17 protein-coding genes are annotated in these 21,344 nt (G+C 39.1%); 8 read left to right on the plus strand and 9 right to left on the minus strand.

Annotation, left to right across the window (positions count from 1 at the left end):
- Positions 1–61: 61 nt before the first annotated feature.
- Complete coding sequence (locus AB1Z56_RS17875) at positions 62–1,213, minus strand: FecR family protein (RefSeq protein ID WP_426789798.1); 1,152 nt, start codon at positions 1,211–1,213, stop codon at positions 62–64.
- Between the two features lie 52 nt (positions 1,214–1,265).
- Complete coding sequence (locus AB1Z56_RS17880; RefSeq protein ID WP_426789799.1) at positions 1,266–1,787, minus strand: RNA polymerase sigma-70 factor; 522 nt, start codon at positions 1,785–1,787, stop codon at positions 1,266–1,268.
- A 336-nt stretch (positions 1,788–2,123) separates the two neighbouring features.
- Here AB1Z56_RS17880 and AB1Z56_RS17885 point away from each other — a divergent pair, with 336 nt between their 5' ends.
- The 7 genes from AB1Z56_RS17885 (at position 2,124) to mnhG (ending at position 7,870) form a co-directional block, all read left to right on the plus strand.
- A complete protein-coding gene (locus AB1Z56_RS17885) occupies positions 2,124–4,433 on the plus strand; it encodes a putative monovalent cation/H+ antiporter subunit A (RefSeq protein WP_426789800.1) in 2,310 nt (769 codons plus the stop codon).
- Positions 4,434–4,496: 63 nt separating this feature from the next.
- The gene (locus tag AB1Z56_RS17890; protein ID WP_075994294.1) at positions 4,497–4,916 is read left to right on the plus strand and encodes a Na+/H+ antiporter subunit B; all 420 of its coding nucleotides are present in this window, start codon (positions 4,497–4,499) and stop codon (positions 4,914–4,916) included.
- Positions 4,916–5,272, plus strand: coding sequence for a Na+/H+ antiporter subunit C (locus AB1Z56_RS17895; RefSeq protein ID WP_046671609.1), 357 nt, complete (start codon positions 4,916–4,918; stop codon positions 5,270–5,272). The genes AB1Z56_RS17890 and AB1Z56_RS17895 overlap by 1 nt, the downstream gene beginning before the upstream one ends.
- A complete protein-coding gene (locus AB1Z56_RS17900; RefSeq protein WP_426789801.1) occupies positions 5,269–6,777 on the plus strand; it encodes a proton-conducting transporter membrane subunit in 1,509 nt (502 codons plus the stop codon). The genes AB1Z56_RS17895 and AB1Z56_RS17900 overlap by 4 nt, the downstream gene beginning before the upstream one ends.
- Positions 6,778–6,796: 19 nt before the next feature.
- Positions 6,797–7,255, plus strand: coding sequence for a Na+/H+ antiporter subunit E (locus AB1Z56_RS17905; protein ID WP_227550155.1), 459 nt, complete (start codon positions 6,797–6,799; stop codon positions 7,253–7,255).
- Positions 7,252–7,527 (plus strand): monovalent cation/H+ antiporter complex subunit F, encoded by a 276-nt coding sequence (locus tag AB1Z56_RS17910; protein ID WP_046671612.1) that lies wholly within the window; start codon positions 7,252–7,254, stop codon positions 7,525–7,527. The genes AB1Z56_RS17905 and AB1Z56_RS17910 overlap by 4 nt, the downstream gene beginning before the upstream one ends.
- Positions 7,520–7,870, plus strand: a complete 351-nt coding sequence (gene mnhG / locus AB1Z56_RS17915; RefSeq protein ID WP_309365830.1) for a monovalent cation/H(+) antiporter subunit G — start codon at positions 7,520–7,522, stop codon at positions 7,868–7,870. The genes AB1Z56_RS17910 and mnhG overlap by 8 nt, the downstream gene beginning before the upstream one ends.
- 60 nt (positions 7,871–7,930) lie before the next feature.
- Here the strand turns inward: mnhG and AB1Z56_RS17920 are convergent, their stop codons facing one another.
- Positions 7,931–9,022: a lactonase family protein gene (locus AB1Z56_RS17920; protein ID WP_309365829.1), complete on the minus strand. Its 1,092-nt coding sequence runs from the start codon at positions 9,020–9,022 to the stop codon at positions 7,931–7,933.
- Positions 9,023–9,454: 432 nt separating this feature from the next.
- Here AB1Z56_RS17920 and AB1Z56_RS17925 point away from each other — a divergent pair, with 432 nt between their 5' ends.
- The gene (locus tag AB1Z56_RS17925; RefSeq protein ID WP_426789802.1) at positions 9,455–10,804 is read left to right on the plus strand and encodes a foldase protein PrsA; all 1,350 of its coding nucleotides are present in this window, start codon (positions 9,455–9,457) and stop codon (positions 10,802–10,804) included.
- Between the two features lie 74 nt (positions 10,805–10,878).
- Here AB1Z56_RS17925 and AB1Z56_RS17930 read toward each other — a convergent pair whose 3' ends face one another.
- The 6 genes from AB1Z56_RS17930 to AB1Z56_RS17955 form a co-directional block, all read right to left on the minus strand.
- On the minus strand, positions 10,879–11,763 hold the full coding sequence (locus AB1Z56_RS17930) for a DUF4440 domain-containing protein (protein WP_426789803.1): 885 nt from the start codon (positions 11,761–11,763) through the stop codon (positions 10,879–10,881).
- Between the two features lie 50 nt (positions 11,764–11,813).
- Positions 11,814–13,280, minus strand: coding sequence for a cysteine--tRNA ligase (gene cysS / locus AB1Z56_RS17935; protein ID WP_309365826.1), 1,467 nt, complete (start codon positions 13,278–13,280; stop codon positions 11,814–11,816).
- Between the two features lie 21 nt (positions 13,281–13,301).
- The gene (gene der, locus AB1Z56_RS17940; RefSeq protein WP_309365825.1) at positions 13,302–14,603 is read right to left on the minus strand and encodes a ribosome biogenesis GTPase Der; all 1,302 of its coding nucleotides are present in this window, start codon (positions 14,601–14,603) and stop codon (positions 13,302–13,304) included.
- Between the two features lie 167 nt (positions 14,604–14,770).
- Positions 14,771–16,405, minus strand: coding sequence for a RagB/SusD family nutrient uptake outer membrane protein (locus AB1Z56_RS17945; RefSeq protein ID WP_309365824.1), 1,635 nt, complete (start codon positions 16,403–16,405; stop codon positions 14,771–14,773).
- Between the two features lie 10 nt (positions 16,406–16,415).
- A complete protein-coding gene (locus AB1Z56_RS17950) occupies positions 16,416–19,406 on the minus strand; it encodes a SusC/RagA family TonB-linked outer membrane protein (RefSeq protein WP_426789804.1) in 2,991 nt (996 codons plus the stop codon).
- A 289-nt stretch (positions 19,407–19,695) separates the two neighbouring features.
- Positions 19,696–21,330: a RagB/SusD family nutrient uptake outer membrane protein gene (locus AB1Z56_RS17955; protein ID WP_309365822.1), complete on the minus strand. Its 1,635-nt coding sequence runs from the start codon at positions 21,328–21,330 to the stop codon at positions 19,696–19,698.
- Positions 21,331–21,344: the final 14 nt, after the last annotated feature.

The following is a 21,344-nucleotide window of genomic DNA, read 5'->3' on the forward strand; positions in this document are numbered from 1 at the left end:
CTATTTTTTATATGTAAGACCTTAAGGTTAGGTATTATTTCTCTTACATAAGCACTCCTTTTTATTTGTTTTCGACAATTAATTCTTTTCCTTGAAACTCAAATTTCAAATCACAGACGTAAGTCAGCATTTCCAAAACTTCCGATAACTTAACATCACGCTTAAAGTTGCCAGTATACACTTTATCTAATGCAACATCTTTTTTAAATTTAACTTGTATGTCATACCATTTAGAAAGTGTTGAGGCAATTTCAACAATGGTTTCTTTCTTAAAGTAAAACTGATTGTTATGCCATGATAGATCGTGTTCCAAATCTGCCTTTCCTTTCCGAAGCTGTTCTCCTACAAGATTCGCGTATTCCCCGGGCTCCAAAACAACAACATTTCCAGAATGACTCACTTGCACTCTTCCCGAAGACAATGTCGTACGAACATTATTTCCATAAGCATTAATATTGAAATGCGTCCCCAATACCTTCACTTCGTTTCCCCTAGATTCCACAAAAAAAGGACGCCCTGCCTCATGTGCTACCTCAAAATAAGCTTCACCTTCCAAGAACACACGACGCTCATTATCTTTAAATTTTATAGGAAATTTGAGTTGAGAGTTAGCATTAATCCATACGTGAGTACCATCTTCTAGGGTTAGCTTATAAAAATTGCCTTTAGGAACAACCAATGTATTAAATTGGAGAGGAGCTTCCTTTATTGGATTATCTATATTCTTGCCATTATCTTTATTCGCTAAGGCTACTATTTTTTGATCTACTGTTTTGTTTGACTTCTCCAAAGGCATTATTGATCCATCTGCTAGCACCAATAGGGCTCCTGGCTGCGCAGGTGAAATATCTTTTTTTACAGGAGTAGTAGATGCTACTTTGTCAGACACTTTCCCGTCCTGCTGAAATAGATAAAAGAGTGATGCTCCTAATAATACGACGAGAATGGCAGCTACACGAAGAAATTGTCTATAATTTTTCTTTAATCTCCGAGGAGTTTGCTGAATATTACGCCAAGCACCGTCTTCATCCAAATTGGCAAAAAAGTGAAGATCTGTCTCAATATTCTTTGCGTCCCGAAAGCTTTCCATCAAATCATCATTACTCTTGGCAGATTTTCGCCAATGCTCAATAGCATCCCGTTCCGCCATGGTTTCTTGACCACGAAGTAACTTATAAATGAGTCTGGCTATGTAATTGGTATTAGCTTTCATATCTATAGGTAAGAAACCCTATAGATTTGTCGAGGGTGACAAGAAATTAAAATTATTTTAATAAAAAAATAATAATGGGTAGAAATTCGGGGTGCAGTTTTTCCAGCAAGATCTTCATTCCGCGTTGTTTTTGGGTCTTAACAGTATTCACACTAAGCTGAAGTCTTTCTGTAATTTCAAGATTCGACAACCCTTCCAAATAACCCATCTTAAATATTTGCTGACATGAGGTAGGCATTTCGGCAATAATCCGATAGACCTCATTGAGCACTTCGGTATGAATTATCGAGAGTTCAACAGAATGCTCATCTTCCTCATTGAACTTAACTCGAGTCCAATACTTTTCCTTTACCTTTTCATGCCTAAGATGTTTTAAACAAGAAAACCGGACCGCAGTATATAAATAATTTCGCACAAAACTTTCAGATTCATCCATACGCTGCCTTTCCTTAAAGAAAGTAATAAATGCTTCTTGTACCAAATCTTCGGCAATAGAAGATTCCCCTACAAATTTCCACGCAAAGTGACACAAGCTTTTATAATACAATCTAAATAACTTCTCTTCAGGTCCCATAATCCTAACGGGTATAACAAAATTGATTAGCAACAATCGTTGGCGGCTGATAAACTAGTCTACTGTAAATATAGAATTTTTAATTTTTTTTAAACAAAATTTAACATATTTATTACATAAATTACTCATACTACATATTAAAAAAATCTATTTCTCAATAAATTAGAGTCCCCTATTTCATTTTTACAAACATATTTTCCCCTAAAAAATCTGTTCTTAGTCCCAAACAAAATACCCACTTTTATCATTTATATAGAGGGAAAACGGCAAAAAAACATCATTTTTCCGCTTTTTTTACTATATTGTAGACTTTCAAAAAATTAAAACAAAGACTAAATGCTATTTACTGTTCTGTCAGGATTAATAACATCGAGCCTTATTGTTCCATTTGGTCGATTCCTAAAAACCAAATGGGGTTTTATTCTCGCATTCTTACCGGTACTTCTATTTTTATACTTTGCTCAATATATCGTACCTATTGGTCAAGGTTCCTATTTCGTACAATCAACGTCGTGGGTACCCTCCTTAGGCATAAATCTGGATTTTAAATTAGATGGACTATCTCTACTTTTCTCCTTATTGATTACTGGAATCGGGGCTTGTATCTTTTTCTACGCGAATGCCTATCTTAAAGGGCATCGGTATTTCGATCGATTCTTTGGTTACCTCTGTCTTTTTATGTCGGCGATGTTGGGGCTCGTCCTGTCGGACAATATGCTATTACTCTTCATCTTTTGGGAACTGACCTCGATCAGTTCATTTTTTCTAATCGGCTTTAATAATGACAGCAAAGATTCACGCAAAAGCGCATTAACGGCATTATCCATTACAGGTTTCGGAGGCTTTTTTCTGCTGGCAGGTTTTATTTTGCTGGGTAATATTGCCGGCACCTACCATATTACAGCACTCATTGACAAAGTATCAGTCATTCAGCAACACCCGCTGTTCCCCTTGGTCTTCGGCCTGATAGCACTTGGTGCAATTACGAAATCAGCACAATTCCCTTTTCATTTTTGGTTACCTGGTGCCATGAAAGCACCGACGCCGGTATCAGCTTACCTACATTCGGCAACTATGGTCAAAGCGGGAATCTATCTTTTGGCTCGTTTTTCACCAATTCTTGGTGGCAATCCGATCTGGACTTATTCGCTTATGCTTATTGGTGGTTTCACGATGCTTTATGCCGCATTCCATTCGCTTTTCAGAACCGACTTAAAAGGGGTCCTAGCTTATTCAACTATATCTGCCTTAGGTATTTTGGTTTTCTTATTGGGTCTGGGCACAAAGGACGCCATCATTGCAGCCAGTGTTTTTATCCTTGTACATGCTTTATATAAAGCTGCATTATTCTTAATTACGGGGATTATAGACCATGAAACCGGAACAAGAGATCTCACAGTCCTGCGGGGTCTGCACAAGGTTTTGATGCCTGTCGCTATTGCTGGTTTTCTGGCTGCTCTTTCCAGCGCCGGTGTTCCACTTACTTTTGGATTTATTGGAAAGGATCTGATTTACGAAGCAACCTTACACGCCGCCCCAAATCTATTTCTCTATTTGACCATCGCCGCAGTAGCCACCAATATACTCTTGGTATCTGCAGGATTTATGGCCGGCATAAAACCATTTATGGGGAAGTTGCCGGAGCAATTTAGTGCAATCCATATACCCTATAAAGCCATGTGGATCCCACCTCTGCTTTTAGCCGTTCTAGGTGTTGTTTTTGGCTGTATCCCCGGACTTATTGGCGAATGGATTGCCGGACCTACCGCAACAAGCATACTCGCAAAGCCCGAAACGTTTCATTTGAAAATCTGGCATGGATTTAATTTAATTCTGCTCCTAAGTGCAATTACGATTGCTGCTGGTACACTGCTCTATTTCGTCAATCGACCTAGCGATAAGAAATTAGCTTGGATCACAACCTTTAATAAGATTTCTCCTGAAAATATCATCAGGATCTGTGCGCAGGAAATTGTTTTATTTTCTGCCTTCTTCACAAACAAGATGCACAACGGTTATTTGCGTTCGTATTTATTGAAAATTATCTTATTTGCTGAATTGCTGATTGCCTATCAACTGTACCTAGGCGGCCCACTTCATATTAAATGGGATACCCTATCTCCGGTAAGCTTTTATGAAGTTACCACAGTCTGCATTTTGATCGGTGCCATTGTATTGACGATCCGCACTTCATCCCGATTGACAGCCGTGGTCGCTACAAGTGTTGTAGGTTATGCCATATGTCTTATTTTCGTGTTTTACAGTGCACCGGATCTAGCCATGACGCAATTTACCATCGATACCCTAACCGTGGTGCTCTTTGTATTGGTACTCTTTAAACTCCCTTCATTCTTGAATCTAGCAAACCGACGTACCGTCATTCGTGACGCTATCGTCGCTATCATTTTCGGCGTTCTACTGTCCATGGTTGCTCTTCGTGTTCTGCATGAACCAACAACGACAAATATCAGTGATTTCTACGGAGATTATGCTTATGTGCTTGCTAAAGGAAAAAATGTAGTAAACGTATTGCTGGTGGATTTCAGGGGTTTTGACACCATGTTTGAGATCGTCGTATTGAGTATTGCTGCATTAGGGGTATATAGCTTATTGAAATTACGTTTAAAATCCTCAGATAAAGAATAATGATGTTTAACAGCTATCCACTCATGAGCTAAGATCTCATGATGCATAGCTAAATAATAACAGATGAACAGTACAATATTACAAACCGCTACGCGGTATCTATTACCGATACTTTTACTTTTTTCGGTATTCCTCCTGCTAAGAGGACACTATTATCCAGGCGGAGGTTTCGTCGGTGGCCTGGTTGCTTCTATCGCCTTTGTCCTGCATAGTTTTGCCTTTGGCCCTCAAAATACCATGAAATTGATTCAGTACAAACCCCTGTCACTCATCCCTATAGGGTTGGGAATTTCGGCCATAAGTATGTTCTTACCTGCATTTTTTGGCTATCCCGTTATGACGGGGCTTTGGCTTGAAGAGAAAATCCCCGTCATCGGGATGATAGGAACAGCCTTATTTTTTGACCTTGGCGTATACTTTGTTGTCATAGGTGTCGTTCTAACAATTTTATTTACAATTGCTTTAACTACCGAAGAAGAATAATGGAACTGATACTCGTACTATTGATCGGCATCCTTTATGCTGCCGGAATATACCTCATTCTGCGTCGAAGTATGGTGAAATTGTTGTTGGGTATTATGTTGCTTGGCAATGGAACCAACATATTAATCTTCTTATTGGGAAACATTATTAAAGGCAAACCACCCATCATTGGACCCGATCTGAAGGTATTCACCGATATTTATGCGGACCCGATTCCGCAAGCACTTATTTTAACGGCCATCGTGATCAGCTTTGGTCTAACATCCTTTGCCATCGTTTTACTCAAGCGTGTATATGCATTGCTGGGGACAGATGATCTGGATGATTTGAACACGCCTGAGGAAGAAGATATATGATAGATAACCACATTATTGCCACGATTATCGTGCATTTATTTATTGCTATTGTCCAACTGATGTTGTGGCGCAAATCTACTGCACAACGTTTTCTGAGCGTTGGCGGAAGCTTGCTCGCACTCATTCTTGCCTTTAAACTATTCTTCAAGGTTTATGATGGTGGTATTTTGACCATGAATGCAGCCAACTGGAAAGCTCCTTTCGGGATCGTTTTTGTTGCCGATCTATTCAGCAGTACTCTTGTTCTCCTGACTTCTATCGCAGGTCTGGCGGTCTCCATCTTTTCCTGTGTCGGCGTGGGGCGCCAGCGCATCCTCTATGGTTATTTCCCGATCTTTCACTTTTTGATGATGGGACTTAATGGCGCCTTTCTGACAGGTGACATCTTCAACCTATATGTATGGTTTGAAGTTATTATTATCTCTTCTTTTGTGCTCATGACCCTCGGCGGAAGAAAATCCCAACTGGAAGGTGCCGTAAAATATATGGCCATGAATATCCTGGCCTCGACATTTTTTTTAACAGGTATTGGAATACTCTATGGTATTTCGGGCTCATTAAACATGGCGGACCTGGCCCTGCGTATCCCGAAAATACAAAATCAGGCATTAGTAGAAATTACAGCAACATTTTTCCTGATCGGCTTTGGCATTAAATCTGCCGTATTTCCACTCTATTTCTGGTTACCCTCCTCTTATCATACTCCGCCTTCGGCCGTAGCAGCGACATTTGGAGGATTATTGACCAAGGTTGGGATTTACGCCTTATTCAGGGTCTTTTCCTTGCTATTTATCCCCAATCATTTTACCAAGGAACTCCTTATCGTGCTAGCCATATTAACGATTCTGACCGGTGCATTTGGCGCATTGATCAAAACCAATATCCGAAGGTTGTTTTCCTATCTGATCGTTTGTCATATTGGTTTTATGATTGGAGGACTGGGCTTGTATAGCAAATGGGCTTTATTGGGAGCCGTATTCTACCTGATCCATGATATTATGGTGAAAACAAATTTATTCTTGATGGCAGGTGTTATAAGGCAGCTCCGCGGAACCATGGACATGACCAAACTGGGTGGACTTTATGCACAATATCCGAAGATCTCCTTACTTTTCGCCATCGTTCTTTTTTCACTGGTGGGCATCCCCCCTCTCTCGGGATTCTGGCCTAAAATCTATCTATTCAAAGATGCTTTCCAACTGGAAAAATATGCTTTCGCAGGTGCCCTGATTATTGGCAGCTTTATCACCTTGTTTGTCATCGCCAAAATGTGGGCACAGGTATTCTGGAAAGATGCACCCGATCCCGAAATCATTGAGGATAAATTTGCAGGTATGATCGGTTATAAAAGAACAATGCTCATACTTCCCGTCGTTATTTTGGCATCTGCGTCCCTGTATATCGGGCTCAACGCCGAAGCGATTATCCATGTCGCAGATCAGATTGCGACACAATTGTTGGACACATCACCTTACATAAACGCTGTATTAGGAGGGCAGAAATGATATGATAAAACAGTTTTTAATGAACCTTATGCTATCCTTTATTTGGGTCGCACTGACGGGGTCGATGTATTATACTAACTTTCTCTTCGGCTTTATGCTAGGCTTTGGTATTCTCTGGCTGATGAATCGGAATGAGGTGGATCAACGCTACTTTTATCGGGTACCCAAAACATTGAGTTTTATTCTTTTCTTCCTGTGGGAAATGATTGTCGCCAATGTACAGGTGGCCTATGACGTGATAACGCCTAAGTTCTTTATCAAACCAGCGATTGTCAAGTATCCCATGGATGCAAAAACGGATTTAGAAATCAACCTTCTTTCAACCTTTATCTCGTTGACACCCGGCACACTTATCCTCGATGTAAGTGAAGATAAAAAAACACTCTTTATCCATGTGATGTATATGAAGAGCAAGGAGCAGTTTGTTTCTACCCTTAAAAACAATGTTGAACGAAGACTTTTAGAACTTTTAAGATGACTTTAAATAGCTATTTCGATTATGTGATCCTCCCGATCCTGACTATTTCAGTCATATTGGCTTTTATTCGGTTATATAAAGGTCCCCAGATATTTGATCGTGTTATTGCCTTAGATCTCATTATCACCATCGGGATCGGCATTATTACCGTTTATAGTATACGAACTTCGCAGGAAGTGTTTCTGGATATTGCCATGATCTTGGCGCTCATCGCGTTTCTAGGTACTATAGCTTTTTCATTTTATTTAGAAAAACAAAGTAAAGATGATTGATATTACTTTAGCCATACTCAGCACCATTGGGGCACTGGCCATACTATTTGCTTCTATTGGCATCTTGCGGATGCCCGATTTTTATTTACGTCTTTCGGTAACTGTCAAAGCGGCAACATTGGGGGTAGGGCTTTTACTCATCTGTGCAGCCATGACCTTCCCGGATGTATCCGTAACGACCAAGGCCATCGCTATTGGATTTTTCCTGATCCTAACGGCTCCAGTTGCAGCACATATGATTGGCAGAGCAGCCTATATCCAACGAGTTAAAACATGGAAGGGAACTACCTTAAATGATCTTGAGAACGAAGGCAAACTGGATTGCCGCAAAGAAGATTTTTAAGAAAAACGTATACGGTTTTTCTTAAACATCTTCTTGTCTTATTTGAACTTCTTGTCTTGATTAGAATATGATACAAACAGGTGCTGGTACAGAAATTTCTTTCCCAGTATCTGTCAACAAACCAGTTTTGGCATCCCGGCTAAACAAAACAATATTATTTGTATATTGATTGGCAACCAAAAGATATTTCCCGTCTGGAGAAAGGTTGAAATTACGAGGTCCTTTACCTTTCACTGAAAGATTGGATATTTTCTTCAGATCTCCGTCCTTCTCAACCGAAAAAGTAGCTATTGTATTTGCATCACCACGATTGGTCGCATACAGAAATTTCCCATCAGCAGACAGCTTAATATCCGCGCCACCGTTATTACCCTTAAAGCCTTCCGGATTGATTTCAAAAGTACTCTGGTACATCCACGCATCACCATCTTTTTTATACGATGCTATTTGACCAGTCATTTCCAGGACGACATACAGGAATTTCTCTTTCTTATCGAATACAATATGTCGTGGACCACCGCCTGCAGGTGTAAAGATGTCTTCAGATTCCTCGGCTAGACTATAGATATTCCCAGCTTTATTCACCGGATATATGGAGATCTCATCCAGCCCAAGATCCTGAACATATAACTTATCTCCTTTATTGGAAAAAAAGGTCGAATGTACATGTGGTTTTTCCTGACGCTGCGGATCAACTCCCTTGCCTTCATGCTGTATCAATCGAGCTCTCTTACTCAAAACACCGTTACTTTCTAAATCAAACAAAGCTGCTGACCCACCCGTGTAATTTGCCACAGCAAGCAGACTTCCTTTCGGGTGCACTTCAACAAAACAAGGTGACTCTCCGCCAGAAGGAAGCGAGTTTAGAAAGGTTAAATGACCATCCTTAAAAGAATAAGCGGAAACACTTCCCTCCTGATTTGGAACTTCATTGACGGCATAAATAAAGTTATTATTTCGCGCCAAAAATGAAGGGTCTTTGCTCTCCTGTGTACTCGACAAGGTTGTTTCACCTGTTTTAACGTCAAAATTATAGATATAGATACCTTTACTTTCAGTTTTGCTGGTATACGTCCCCACAAACATAGGAATCTGCTGAGCAAAACTAGCAAGTGGTAAAATTGTCATCAAATAAATAAATGCTTTTTTCATTGAAATTATTTTATAAGTGTTGATACTCACCCCAGCCATTTTATACGCGTAAATATCGGCAATAGACTTGTTAAATTTGGTTAAAACCGTCCTTTCTTATAGGCAAATGCGTATTTTAGCGCATCAATTTTAACAATTCCAAAATCGCCAATTTTAAATATTGGGAATACAAAAATATTGTTAAATAAAAGTACGAATAATTCATATAATCTGATAATTTTGTGCTGTTGTTCAAAAAAGTATATATTGGACAGAATTACGACTCATATGGGCAAGGGCTTGTGTCTTTAATCATGAGTAAATCATAAACAAAAAAGAGTGAACCGAACGAAGTGAGCTCACGAATACCTTAGAGTACGAAGGTAATGAGTAAACGAACTCATTTAAAACAAAATGAGGAACACTCATTAATATCATAAATAATTTATACGGATGAAAAAAACCATTTATATATTGTTTTTATTGCTGTTTGCATCAATTCAAGCCAGTCTTGCGCAACGTCAGGTTATTGATCGCGTTGTTGCAACGGTCGGATCGGGCATTATCTTACAGTCCGACGTGGATATGCAATATTCACAATGGTTGGCGCAAGGAAACAAACCTAATGAAAAATTTAAATGTGGCGTACTTGAGCAATTAATTATTCAAAAACTGCTTTCCCAACAGGCGGTCATCGACTCTATCGATGTTACTGAAACTGAAGTTGATGACAACCTTAATTCCCGTTTGCGCCATATGTCCCAACAGGCGGGTGGACAAGAACGTCTTGAGAAATTCCTCAACCGCTCTCTTCTACAATATAAGGAAGAAATGCGTCCAAGTGTTTTTGAGCAATTGAAAGCAAATAAGATGCAACAAAATATTGTTCAAAAAGTCGATGTGACACCATTAGAGGTCAAACGTTATTTTGAAGGTCTAAACCAAGACAGCCTTCCTTATTTTAATACTGAAGTGGAAATTGGTGAGATTGTTATGATGCCCAAATTGACAGATGCAGAGAAAAAAGAACAACGGGAGAAAATTGAAGGTATTCGCAAGCAGATTGTAGATGGCTCTGACTTTGGCACAATGGCTCGTCTATATTCCCAGGATCCGGGATCCGCTCCTTATGGTGGTGATTTAGGTTTTGGCACACGTGACAATTATGTAAAAGAATTCTCCGCGATGGCCTTTAAATTAAAACCGGGAGAACTTTCACCTATTGTAGAATCCAAATATGGCTTCCATATCATACAAGTACTCGAAAGACGTGGTGAAGAGGTACACACTCGCCATATCCTGATGAAGATCAATCCTGGTCCAGCCGCATTGGAACGGACAAAAAATAAACTGGACAGTATCTATAAATTGGTGGTTGACAAAAAATTGGATTTTTATCACGCCGCTACAAGTTACTCGGATGCAGAAGAAAGTAAATTTAATGGTGGTATGATCCTAAATCAAGAGGGGTCAAGCCGTACCACTGTGATTCCTATGGATGGATTGGAGAAATCAGTCTTTACAGCGATTGACCAGCTAAAACCTGGCGAGTATTCTAAACCGGAGCAATTTACGGACAAAATGGGCGATGTTGGCTACCGTTTCAATTACCTGAAAACACGTATCCCGCCACATAAAGCAAATTTGGACGAAGATTTCACAAAGATTAAAGAGGCTGCCAAACAAGATAAAATCAATCGCAATCTAAGTAAATGGTTTGACGATAAATCGAAAACAACATTTATCAATATCAGTGACGAATTTGGTTCTTGCGATGAATTGAAAAAATGGAAAAAACAATAAGCGTACAACGCTAATCAAATAAAAAGGGCTTGAATAAAATATTCAAGCCCTTTTTATTTTACAGTTGTCGTTTATTATTTCTCAAACATCATCTCAATCAGAATATTCCAATTGGCCTTCTTCACATCATCTTTCGCCAATTCGCTCAGTTGCCAGATACGGATATAATTATACTTCACAACTTTATCCTTTTGCCTTACTGTTGCAGTTCCTTTTGTATACGCAAAATCACCACTGTAAGAACGTTTTACCTCTTCAGGAACTGTTTCTATCGTCATCCGTTGTTTTTTGAGATAAGCCATCATTGTTGCCTTTCCTTCCATCGGACTGGTCCACGGGAACAAAAACCGGACATCCTCGCTTAAAAACTCCTTATATGCGGTTGGGTTGTCTGCTTTCAATACGGTTGACATCAATTTGTCCGTTTCCAAGACAATATCTTCGCGCTGATTTAAACGCACTTTAGAGCGATGTTTCAAATACCAGGAATCGGTAGGTTCGATATATTCAAGATCAAAATCCCCATCCTTTCCATTATTTTCCACTTCGGCACGAATATCAACCAACCACTTGCCCTTTTTATTCCGCTTCCATACGGTCAGATATTCTCCATGACGCAATCGAGCACCTACTTTTTGAAAATCCATGGAGCCCGAAGTAACACCAAATTCCTGACTCTTAGCAATCAGTGCAAATGTAGGCTGCCAATTCAAAACATCGGGAATATTTGGTCTATTATTGAGGTAGTTATAAGCATTTACCGCCGATGGAACATAAAACGTAGATTCCTTATCAATGATCGATAAAAATGCCTGATGCGGCGTAGACGCTTTCGACAATGCAGCAGCGTCCTTATCGGCCTGTAATAGGCTTCCAACTTTCTCGGGTATCTGTGCATATAGTGTCGTACCAGCGACACTCATCAATGCGACGACGGATAGCCTATTCCAAAAATTCATATGCAAATGATCTTTCTTTCCTCTTTTTATAAATTCGATTTTCTTATCTATCAAATCTTATTCCAAAGTGTTCCTTCTTTGCTATCTTTTAACTGAATTCCAATAGAATTAAGCTCATCACGGATACGATCTGAAGTCACGAAGTCTTTATTTGCCTTCGCTTCATTACGTAATTTAATAACCAGATTCATAACGTCATCGATATCATCAGATGCGGAAGTCTGATCGTTTCTGAGCCCTAAGATATCCTCAACAAATTCTTTCATGAATATTTTAAGGTCTACTAATCCCTCTTCCGTTACCTTCGCCTTACCATCATAAATTGAGTTGATGATACGTACAATTTCAAACAATTCGGCAATGAGCACAGGACTATTGAAATCATCATCCATAGCAGCATAACATTTACGGCGGATTTCAGCTAAATTGAATGAATCAGCGCCTTTCGATACCTTCAATTTATCCAAAAGGCCGATGGCTGTCATAAGACGTTTATACCCCTTATCGGCCGCATCCAATGCCTCATTGGAGAAATCCAACGTACTTCTATAATGTGCTTGTAACATGAAGAAGCGTACAGCCATTGGCGAATAACCTCTATTCAATAGTGGATGATTTCCTGTAAAAAGCTCTCCCGGCAAAAATCCATTTCCTGCGGATTTGGACATCCGGGCACCGTTTACAGTCAACATATTGGTATGCATCCAGTATTTGGCAGGGCTTGTATGGTTACACGCCTCGGACTGTGCAATTTCGTTAGTATGGTGTGTAGCTGCCAGATCCATTCCACCACCATGAATATCAAATTGATCACCTAAGTATTTTCTGCTCATGGCCGAACATTCAATATGCCATCCTGGAAATCCAACACTCCATGGAGCTGGCCAGCGCATAATCGTTTCAGGTTTTGCTTTAATCCATAAAGCAAAATCTAAACGGCCCTTTTTCTCGTCCTGACCACTCAATTCGCGGGTATTGTTGAGCATATCTTCCAATTTTCGATTGGTTAATATTGTATAGTCGTATTTCTCAACATACTTCTCAACGTCAAAATAGACGGTACCATTCCTTTCATAAGCGTAGCCATTCTCCACAATTTGTTCAATCATTTCGATCTGCTCGGAAATATGTCCCGTCGCCGTAGGCTCTATACTAGGAGGCAGCGTATTGAAAAGACGCAACACATCGTGGAAACCTATGGTATATTTCTGAACGATTTCCATCGGCTCCAATTGCTCCAATTTTGCTTTTTTTGCAAATTTGTCATCTCCTTCGTCGCGATCGCCCTCTAAATGCCCTGCATCTGTAATATTGCGTACATAACGCACTTTATAACCAAGATGGCGAAGGTATCTAAAAATCAGATCAAAAGATACAAACGTCCGGCAGTTTCCCAAATGCACATCGCTGTATACTGTAGGTCCACAGACGTACATGCCAACGAGATTGGGATGAATAGGTTCGAATTTTTCTTTTGTTCGCGAAAGCGTATTGTATAAAAAGAGATTATGGTCCATGTTTAATCGCTACTTGAAAATCTATTTCTGTCTAAAATATATTTGAATTGGCACACCTGTAAAGTCAAAGTTTTCACGCAATTTATTCTCTATAAAGCGTTTATATGGATCTTTGATGTATTGTGGCAGATTACAAAAGAATGCAAACATCGGTGTCCGTCCAGGCAACTGCGTCGCATATTTAATTTTGATATATTTTCCTTTTAAGGATGGCGGTGGATAGTTTTCGATAATATCCAACATCACTTCATTCAACTTGGACGTAGGGATTTTCTTTGTCTTGTTGGCGTATACTTTATCGGCAACTTCCAATACCTTAAGAACACGTTGTTTTTCGGTGACAGAAGTAAAGATAATAGGCACATCTGTAAATGGTGCTATTTTTTCTTTGATGCGATCTTCAAAGGCCTTCATTGTTTTATTGTCCTTTTCGATCAAATCCCATTTATTGACAACAATCACGATACCTTTACGGTTCTTCTCCGCTAAGTTGAAGATATTCACGTCTTGCGCTTCCAATCCATCTTGTGCATCTAGCATTAAAATCGTCACATCAGAATCTTCCAATGCTTTGATGGTACGCATCACTGAATAAAACTCGATATCTTCATTTACTTTAGACTTACGGCGAAGACCTGCAGTATCGATCAATAAAAAGTTATGTCCATATTGATTGTAATGTATACGGATTGAATCACGTGTTGTCCCTGCCATTGGCGTTACAATATTGCGATCTTTGCCGATCAATGCATTTGTCAAGGAGGATTTACCCACATTCGGGCGGCCTACGATGGTATATTTAGGTAAGGATTCTTCTTCTTCCTCTTCCACTTCGAAATGAGAAACAACAGCATCCAACAATTCCCCTGTACCCGATCCTGTAGCCGATGAGATATTGAAGACCTCACCTAAACCAAAGGCATAAAACTCTGCCGATTCATGGTGCAATTTAGCGTGATCGACTTTATTGGCCACTACATACACAGGTTTGGAGCTCCTTCTCAGAATATCAGCGATTTCGTCATCCAAGTCGGTAATGCCAGTTGTGACATCCACCATGAATATAACGACCGAAGCCTCTTCAATAGCGATATAGACCTGATCACGAATAGCCTCTTCAAAGATATCATCCGAACCATGTACAAAACCACCTGTATCAATTACTGTAAATTTCTTTCCGATCCACTCGGCTGTTTCATAATGACGGTCGCGCGTCACCCCGCTAAAGTCATCAACAATCGCTTTTCTACTTTCTGTAAGACGATTGAATAAGGTAGATTTACCAACATTTGGACGACCAACAATTGCAACAATATTTGCCATATTTATTTTATTTGATCCACCCACTATCACAGCAGATGGCACTTTTATGCTAAAAATATACTTAAGGGAACAAAGATACGGATTCGAAAGGGATTATGCAGGATAAAACAAAAAAAGCATTACTTCCTAAAAAGTAATGCTTTTGGTTAATCATCTATCAATATAAGTTATGGATTTTGTTTTAAAACACCATGTGTCAATGTAATCTGCTGTTCTGGGATAAAATCAATAATTTCATTGGCTTTTGCATCGACCGTTAAAAAGGAATTTGAATTAGCGATATGTGTACCCGGATATTTTCTATCTAAGGTATACCCATTTCTAAACACGTCAAATTTCCGGTGTCCTTCCCAGGCGAGTTCAAGTTTTCGCTCTGACAATACAACATCAAGAGCCGATTTTCCACCAAGATTAGCTGTTGTCCATAACCCAGCAGTTGGGATTCCTGCGCGTTTACGGATAACGTTCAAATCGTCTAATGCTTGTTGTGTTCGACCTATTTTTGCATTCGCTTCTGCGCGAATCAAATATATTTCCGCAAGTCTGGATATCACAGGAGACCAAAGGTGTCCCTGTCCTTCTTGTCCAGAACATTTTAGAATAAAATATTTAAGATACCCGTTACGGTCCTCCAACTTTTTATCTATTAAAATCGTCCTTTTCTTTCCTGCGATTTCAATGAAATATTGGAAAGAACCAGCACCATTAGATTCTTTAATCAACTTATTTTTGCTTCCACCTGAGGTATATGTAAAATCTGTACCTTCTTGTTGAACGACAACACTATTATATTTATAATTATCATCAACATAATAGGCATGTAATTCCTTGTCATTGGCCACAACTGGCTCTACGAAACTATAGCGAATATCTTCGGGATATTTACGTACTTCCTCTAAATAAGATCTGGAAGCATACATTTCGCCCCAACCGGCCCCATTGATTGTTGCATACATCGAACCAATTGTATACCAACCGTTGTCAGAATAATCAACATCCTTTAAAAATTTTATTGCAAAAATCGTCTCAGAGTTGTTCTCAGGTGCAGCAGTAGCAATCTCTGTATATTTGTCTCGGGTTAACAAAGTAAATTTCCCTGAATTAATTACTTTATCAGCATAACTTATAGCTTTCTCGTTCTCCCCCATAAATAAATACACCCGTGCCAACAGAGCCTGAGTAGCATACTCACTCGCATATATGTTTCCTTTATATGACTTAAAGAGCGTTTCAGCTTTCAATAGGTCCGAAACGATTTGCTGATAAACCTCCTTAACAGTGTTACGAGGCAAGACCTCAAATGGATCTGCATTCAACTTAAGAGGAACCGCTAAGTTTATCTCTGGATTTTGGTTATATGGGCGTCCAAAAACATTTGTCAAATAAAAATACATCAAGCTTCTGAGATAGAGGTTTTCAGCAATGATTTGATCATTTTTTTCTGAAGTCCCTACTTCCAGTTGACCTAAAATATTATTTGTTCCCGCAATAATTTTATAAGAATTTTCCCAATAACTATTTACTCTGCCATTATTGACAATACGGTTGTAGTTGTAATTATAAAAGAATGCATCAGTCGTAGTCCCGCTCAAAGAAACTTCATCCGAAGGGTACTCGGTAACACGGTGCCAATTCTCCACCCAGCTTTTTAGCGTATGATAGTTTCCAAGGTTTAACGCATCGATCGCTCCTTCTGTATTTTCTATTGATTCGTTTGTCAAATCAGTAAAAGGTTCCTTATCTAGTGAGCAAGAACTTAAGAAGAAAAATATAATTGATGAATATAAAAATTTATGTTTCATGTGATTTAGTTTAAAATGTGAAATTAACACCTGCCGTTACACGTTTTGGTGAGGGGTATTGCGATGTCGAATCTCCAAATAAAGCTGCTTCTGGATCAACTCCGGTAAATTTGGTTGACAACCATAGATTGTCTGCTGCTACGAAAACGTTGACGCTTTTCAACTTAAGTCTCTTCAACAGTTGCGGATTAAAATTATAAGCTAGTGTGACATTTCTCAACCTAAAAAATGACGCATCTTCCAAGTATCTGGACGATGTTTTGTTAGAACCGCTATTATTGTTATACGATGCTACTGGATGTGTTGCATTAGTATTTGACGGACTCCATCTTGACCATCCATCAGCAAGAACCATTTGGTTATAGGAAGGATACGCTCCATCTGAGTCAAACAATTCACGACCTCCGTTGTAGGCATAGGCTCCATGTAAATAAGAGAAAGTAGCCGTCAATGAAATTCCTTTATATAAAAAGCTTGTATTGATACCACCCTGGTACTTTGGTGTAGAAGTACCTACAAATTGTAATGTTGCTTTATTGTAATTGGATGTGGTAGAAATCTCACCTGTTTCAGCATTGACAACTTCCCACAATGGTGCGCCATTGTTCTCATCTACACCGGACCACTTACGCATATACCATGAATCGATATCTCTTCCTTCGGAATAGCGCTTATTACCTGCAGGAACGTCAGTACCATCTTTTAATTGCTTAACCCTATTCCTGTTTGCCGCCCAATTGGCACCCACATTCCATTGCAGTGGGCTTTCCGGATCTAATACCCGAGCATTAATCGCCAATTCCAGACCTTTATTGTTGATGGAGCCTATGTTGTACCAGTAACCATCCCACCCAGCTGTTGCCGGAAATTTCACATAGGAAAGTAAACCATCTGTGTTTTTATTATACGCATCGACAGTTAAATCGATTCGGTTGAGAAAACCCAACTCCAAACCTAAATTCACATCTCTCGATTTCTCCCAGCTTACATTTCTATTATTGTATTGATTTGGAATAGCAGCAGGCTCTCCGTTATATTGTCCATTTAGGCCATACAGCGAATAGGATGCGTAGAGCGATGTTGGCGTATTACCAACTTCTCCATAGGAAGCTCTCAGTCTCGCCAAATTGATCATATCGACATGAAAGAAATCTTCTTTGTTAATATTCCACGCTCCACTGACTGCGAAGAATCCGCCATAACGGTTATTGGCACCAAATCGTGAAGCTCCATCTAAACGATAAGATCCTTGGAAATTATAACGTTCATCATATTTGTAATTAACCTGAACAAGACCGGACTGAAAGGCATAATCATTTTTTGTACCAGACTGTGACAAAAAGTTAGCGGCGTTATCAACAATTGTCGACCCAGCTGAAATACCTTTTCCAGCGGCACCTACACTTGTATAGACATAATCCGAATATTCGTATGCAGCGAGTGCCGAAACTTCGTGTTTACCAAAGTTTTCCTTGTACTTCAACATTTGATTAAAAAATCGAGTGATACGTTTATCAGAAAACTGAGACACTGAACCTTTATTTTCCAACCCCGAATTTGATTTCGGATCCGTATATGACATGGTCGTTTGATTATAGTAGGTCAAACTATTCATAGATTCGAATGTAAACTTATCCGATATTCTCAATGAAAAATCTAAATTTGACTGCACATCAAATGTCTGTCCCTCTCCATAATTATACTGAAGGTCATACAGATAATTATTATTATCTCTCCCGTACCAACCTACATTGTCTAGTTTTGTATTCTTTAAAGAACCATCTGCATAGAATGGTGTATCCCAAGGCATATTGAGGTACATGTCATATATGGAATGTTGACGATCTTTATAACTGGTGTACGATGCGTTTAACTTAGGTTTAAAAGTTAAGTTCTTTGTCAGCTTATGCTCAATATTTAGTCTACCTGTAAGTCTATTATAATCATATCCTTTTACAGATCCTTTTTCGTCATAATAATTGCCACTCGCATAAATTGACGTCTCTTCTGTTTTCCCCAAATAGTTGGCACTAAAATCATTAATAGCACCATTTTGAGTACCATTAGCCAACCAGTTAAAATCTGTATTTAAAACGTCCGAAGTAATATTATTGGGTATTGCAGTTTGATTGTTAAATGATTGATATAAATCCCACATTTGCTGTGAATTCATTACCTTAAATTTACCAGGATTGAATTTCGATATTCCAGAAGATAAATTTACTGCAAAAAGATGTTCACCAGGTTTTAATGCTCTTTTCGTCGTTACAACTATTACACCACTAGCACCTCTAGATCCGTATTGTGTAGTTGCAGCAGCATCTTTCAATACAGATACTGACTCAATGTCATTGGGATTGATATTTGGTGTTCCATGCATAATGACACCATCTACCACCCATAATGGACTGATATTAGAATTTATTGAATTCCTTCCCCGAACACGGATATTGGCATTGGCGCCAGGCCTACCTGAACCAGCAACAACGTCCACCCCTGCAATCTTACTTTGCAATAAATTCGAAACATTGGGAGATTTGACATCCTTTAAGGTTTTTTGATCGATTGAAACAACAGATGCCGAAACCTCCGTTTTCTTCTGACGCGAATAACCGGTGACAACAACCTCTTCCAACGCTTCGTCGTTGGATTCTAGATTGATATTAATCGTTTGTCCTGTGACAACAATTTCTTGGGTTTTAAACCCTACACTACTAACTACCAGCAAATCGCCAATCTTAGCATCAATGTTAAACTTTCCTGTCGCATCAGTCGATGTAGATTTGGAAGAACCTTTAACATTGACTGTAGCTCCTGCCAAGGGTCCGTCTGCAGACCGCACTGTTCCGCTCACTTTTTGTTGATAAACCGCGTCATTCAACAAAATATTGTTGTCTGGAAACGTAAGACCATTAGCATTAGCCGAGTTGTGTGTACTTGTAATGAGTAAAGCTAATGATAACAGACTCAACTTGTGATTGTCGAGAATCTTTGAAATCATAATATTTAATAGTTAGTTTAAAAATTGATTAGCGTGCTAATCAAAATTTAGGTACATGAATGCTAAAACTAAAGGATGACGACAGTATATCAAAATTTAGTAGCAACGAAATCGATTGCGCCAATTAAACAAACGATTGCATAAACATCCAATAGCAACAAAAAAATAACCGATCACCATAGCGATGTAATTCATAGTGTATAAACTAAATAGAACCCCTAAAATGATTAAATAAAACGGGCCCCTTCAATCATGAAGGAGCCCGTTTTAGCTTCAAGTTACTGGAATACTAATAACCTTTATTTTGAGTCAACACACCATACGACAAATCGATTTGCCCTTGAGGAATCGGCATCAAATATAACTTATCATTCCAAACACGTTCCTGCGCCAAACCGTTGGACACATTGTAAATATTCTTCATGACATCTGGAGCAGTTTTCCAGCGGCGAATATCATAATAACGAGATCCTTCCAAAACAAGTTCTACTGCACGCTCATTACGTATTAGCTCTCGCAATTTTGCTTGAGAGGCATATACTGTTCGATCGACTTTTGGCATACCTGCTCTAACACGAATTCCATCTAAAGCATCGTAAACAGAGGCATCTGGACCGGATAGCTCATTCTGTGCCTCAGCATAGGTCAACAATATTTCAGCATAACGGATCAGAATAATATTTGCATAGGAATCCACTTGTGCTCTATTTGATGTCGGATCAACCAATTTCCTAAAATTATACCCCGTCTGCGACATATTCGATTTGCCACTTTGCCAAGTAAATACATACCCACCTTCTTCTGTCAATGCATTCCATGGTGCTGTTTCAAACAAAACAGAAGCATAAAAACGCGGATCTCTATTTTTAAACTCTTTTACAAAATCTGATTTATCCGCTTTCGCATAATTTGCGGCCCGAATAGCAGCGGTAATTTTTTCAACTGGTTGACCTGTTTTATAACTTGGATACAAATCAATTAGATTTTGCGTAGGTGTTAGGGAACTCCATCCACCAACACTTCCTTCCATCAAAAGGGTATTGTTGAGCTGTGTTTGTGTCACAGGAATATATTGTCTGTCTAGAATGACTTCACTATTTCCTTCGTTTTCGACCTCAAATAAGCCTTCATAACTTCTTAATCCTAATCTGAATCTAGATTCGTCCGCTGCATTACTAAAGTCAACAAATTGGTTATAGTTATCTTTTTTATCTCTTTCGGATTCGCTACTTACTTTAAACAATGAATAACCTAAGCCCATAACTTCTTTTGCTGTTGAAGCTGCTTTCTCCCAATTGTTTTCGTATAAATAAAGACGGGCTTTCAACGCAAGAGCTGCTCCTTTTGTGATTCTGCCTTTTTCAGACGCATAGGAAGCAGGCAATTTTGTGGATACATCCTGTAATTCATTGTATAAAAATTCTAATACTTCACTCTTCTTATTACGCGGTACATTCGCCTCATTTTTAGACAATACCTTTGTAACTAAAGGGATGTCGCCAAACTTCTCGACCATTGGAACATATAAATATGCCCTGATAAAGCGCACCTCAGCCTTATAACGCTCCTTTAACTCCTCGCTCATCGTCGCCTTATCTACATTTTCCAAAAAATAGTTACAACTACGGATGGCAATATAATCCCAACCTGCATCTAAATCTGTTGCCACAGCTCCAGACGAGATATTGGTTGCCGTACTTTCCCAAGGATACTGTGCATGAACCAAATCCGATGCGCCATCCATATACATCGCATCTGAAAGCTTGGCATAGATCGCATTCGCGGCTAGTTTCACATCGCTTTCAGTCTTCCAATAGTCATCCTCAGCAATTTTATTTACAGGCGTACGGTCCAAAAAATCTTTTGAGCAACTTCCAAATAAAAGTGCTGTGGACATTAGTGAATATAATATACTTCTTTTCATTTCTCTTATCTTAA

Source organism: Sphingobacterium sp. WOUb80 (assembly GCF_050058145.1).
Taxonomy (GTDB): Bacteria; Bacteroidota; Bacteroidia; order Sphingobacteriales; family Sphingobacteriaceae; genus Sphingobacterium.

What these genes read in the sequence shown, in the direction of transcription:
- AB1Z56_RS17945 (WP_309365824.1), bottom strand. Translation starts at nt 16,405, where the DNA reads ATGAAACATAAATTTTTATATTCATCAATTATATTTTTCTTCTTAAGT.
- der (WP_309365825.1), bottom strand. Translation starts at nt 14,603, where the DNA reads ATGGCAAATATTGTTGCAATTGTTGGTCGTCCAAATGTTGGTAAATCT.
- AB1Z56_RS17930 (WP_426789803.1), bottom strand. Translation starts at nt 11,763, where the DNA reads ATGAATTTTTGGAATAGGCTATCCGTCGTCGCATTGATGAGTGTCGCT.
- AB1Z56_RS17925 (WP_426789802.1), top strand. Translation starts at nt 9,455, where the DNA reads ATGAAAAAAACCATTTATATATTGTTTTTATTGCTGTTTGCATCAATT.
- AB1Z56_RS17910 (WP_046671612.1), top strand. Translation starts at nt 7,252, where the DNA reads ATGACTTTAAATAGCTATTTCGATTATGTGATCCTCCCGATCCTGACT.
- AB1Z56_RS17950 (WP_426789804.1), bottom strand. Translation starts at nt 19,406, where the DNA reads ATGATTTCAAAGATTCTCGACAATCACAAGTTGAGTCTGTTATCATTA.
- AB1Z56_RS17880 (WP_426789799.1), bottom strand. Translation starts at nt 1,787, where the DNA reads ATGGGACCTGAAGAGAAGTTATTTAGATTGTATTATAAAAGCTTGTGT.
- AB1Z56_RS17955 (WP_309365822.1), bottom strand. Translation starts at nt 21,330, where the DNA reads ATGAAAAGAAGTATATTATATTCACTAATGTCCACAGCACTTTTATTT.
- cysS (WP_309365826.1), bottom strand. Translation starts at nt 13,280, where the DNA reads ATGGACCATAATCTCTTTTTATACAATACGCTTTCGCGAACAAAAGAA.
- AB1Z56_RS17905 (WP_227550155.1), top strand. Translation starts at nt 6,797, where the DNA reads ATGAACCTTATGCTATCCTTTATTTGGGTCGCACTGACGGGGTCGATG.
- AB1Z56_RS17900 (WP_426789801.1), top strand. Translation starts at nt 5,269, where the DNA reads ATGATAGATAACCACATTATTGCCACGATTATCGTGCATTTATTTATT.
- AB1Z56_RS17885 (WP_426789800.1), top strand. Translation starts at nt 2,124, where the DNA reads ATGCTATTTACTGTTCTGTCAGGATTAATAACATCGAGCCTTATTGTT.
- AB1Z56_RS17875 (WP_426789798.1), bottom strand. Translation starts at nt 1,213, where the DNA reads ATGAAAGCTAATACCAATTACATAGCCAGACTCATTTATAAGTTACTT.
- mnhG (WP_309365830.1), top strand. Translation starts at nt 7,520, where the DNA reads ATGATTGATATTACTTTAGCCATACTCAGCACCATTGGGGCACTGGCC.
- AB1Z56_RS17920 (WP_309365829.1), bottom strand. Translation starts at nt 9,022, where the DNA reads ATGAAAAAAGCATTTATTTATTTGATGACAATTTTACCACTTGCTAGT.
- AB1Z56_RS17890 (WP_075994294.1), top strand. Translation starts at nt 4,497, where the DNA reads ATGAACAGTACAATATTACAAACCGCTACGCGGTATCTATTACCGATA.
- AB1Z56_RS17895 (WP_046671609.1), top strand. Translation starts at nt 4,916, where the DNA reads ATGGAACTGATACTCGTACTATTGATCGGCATCCTTTATGCTGCCGGA.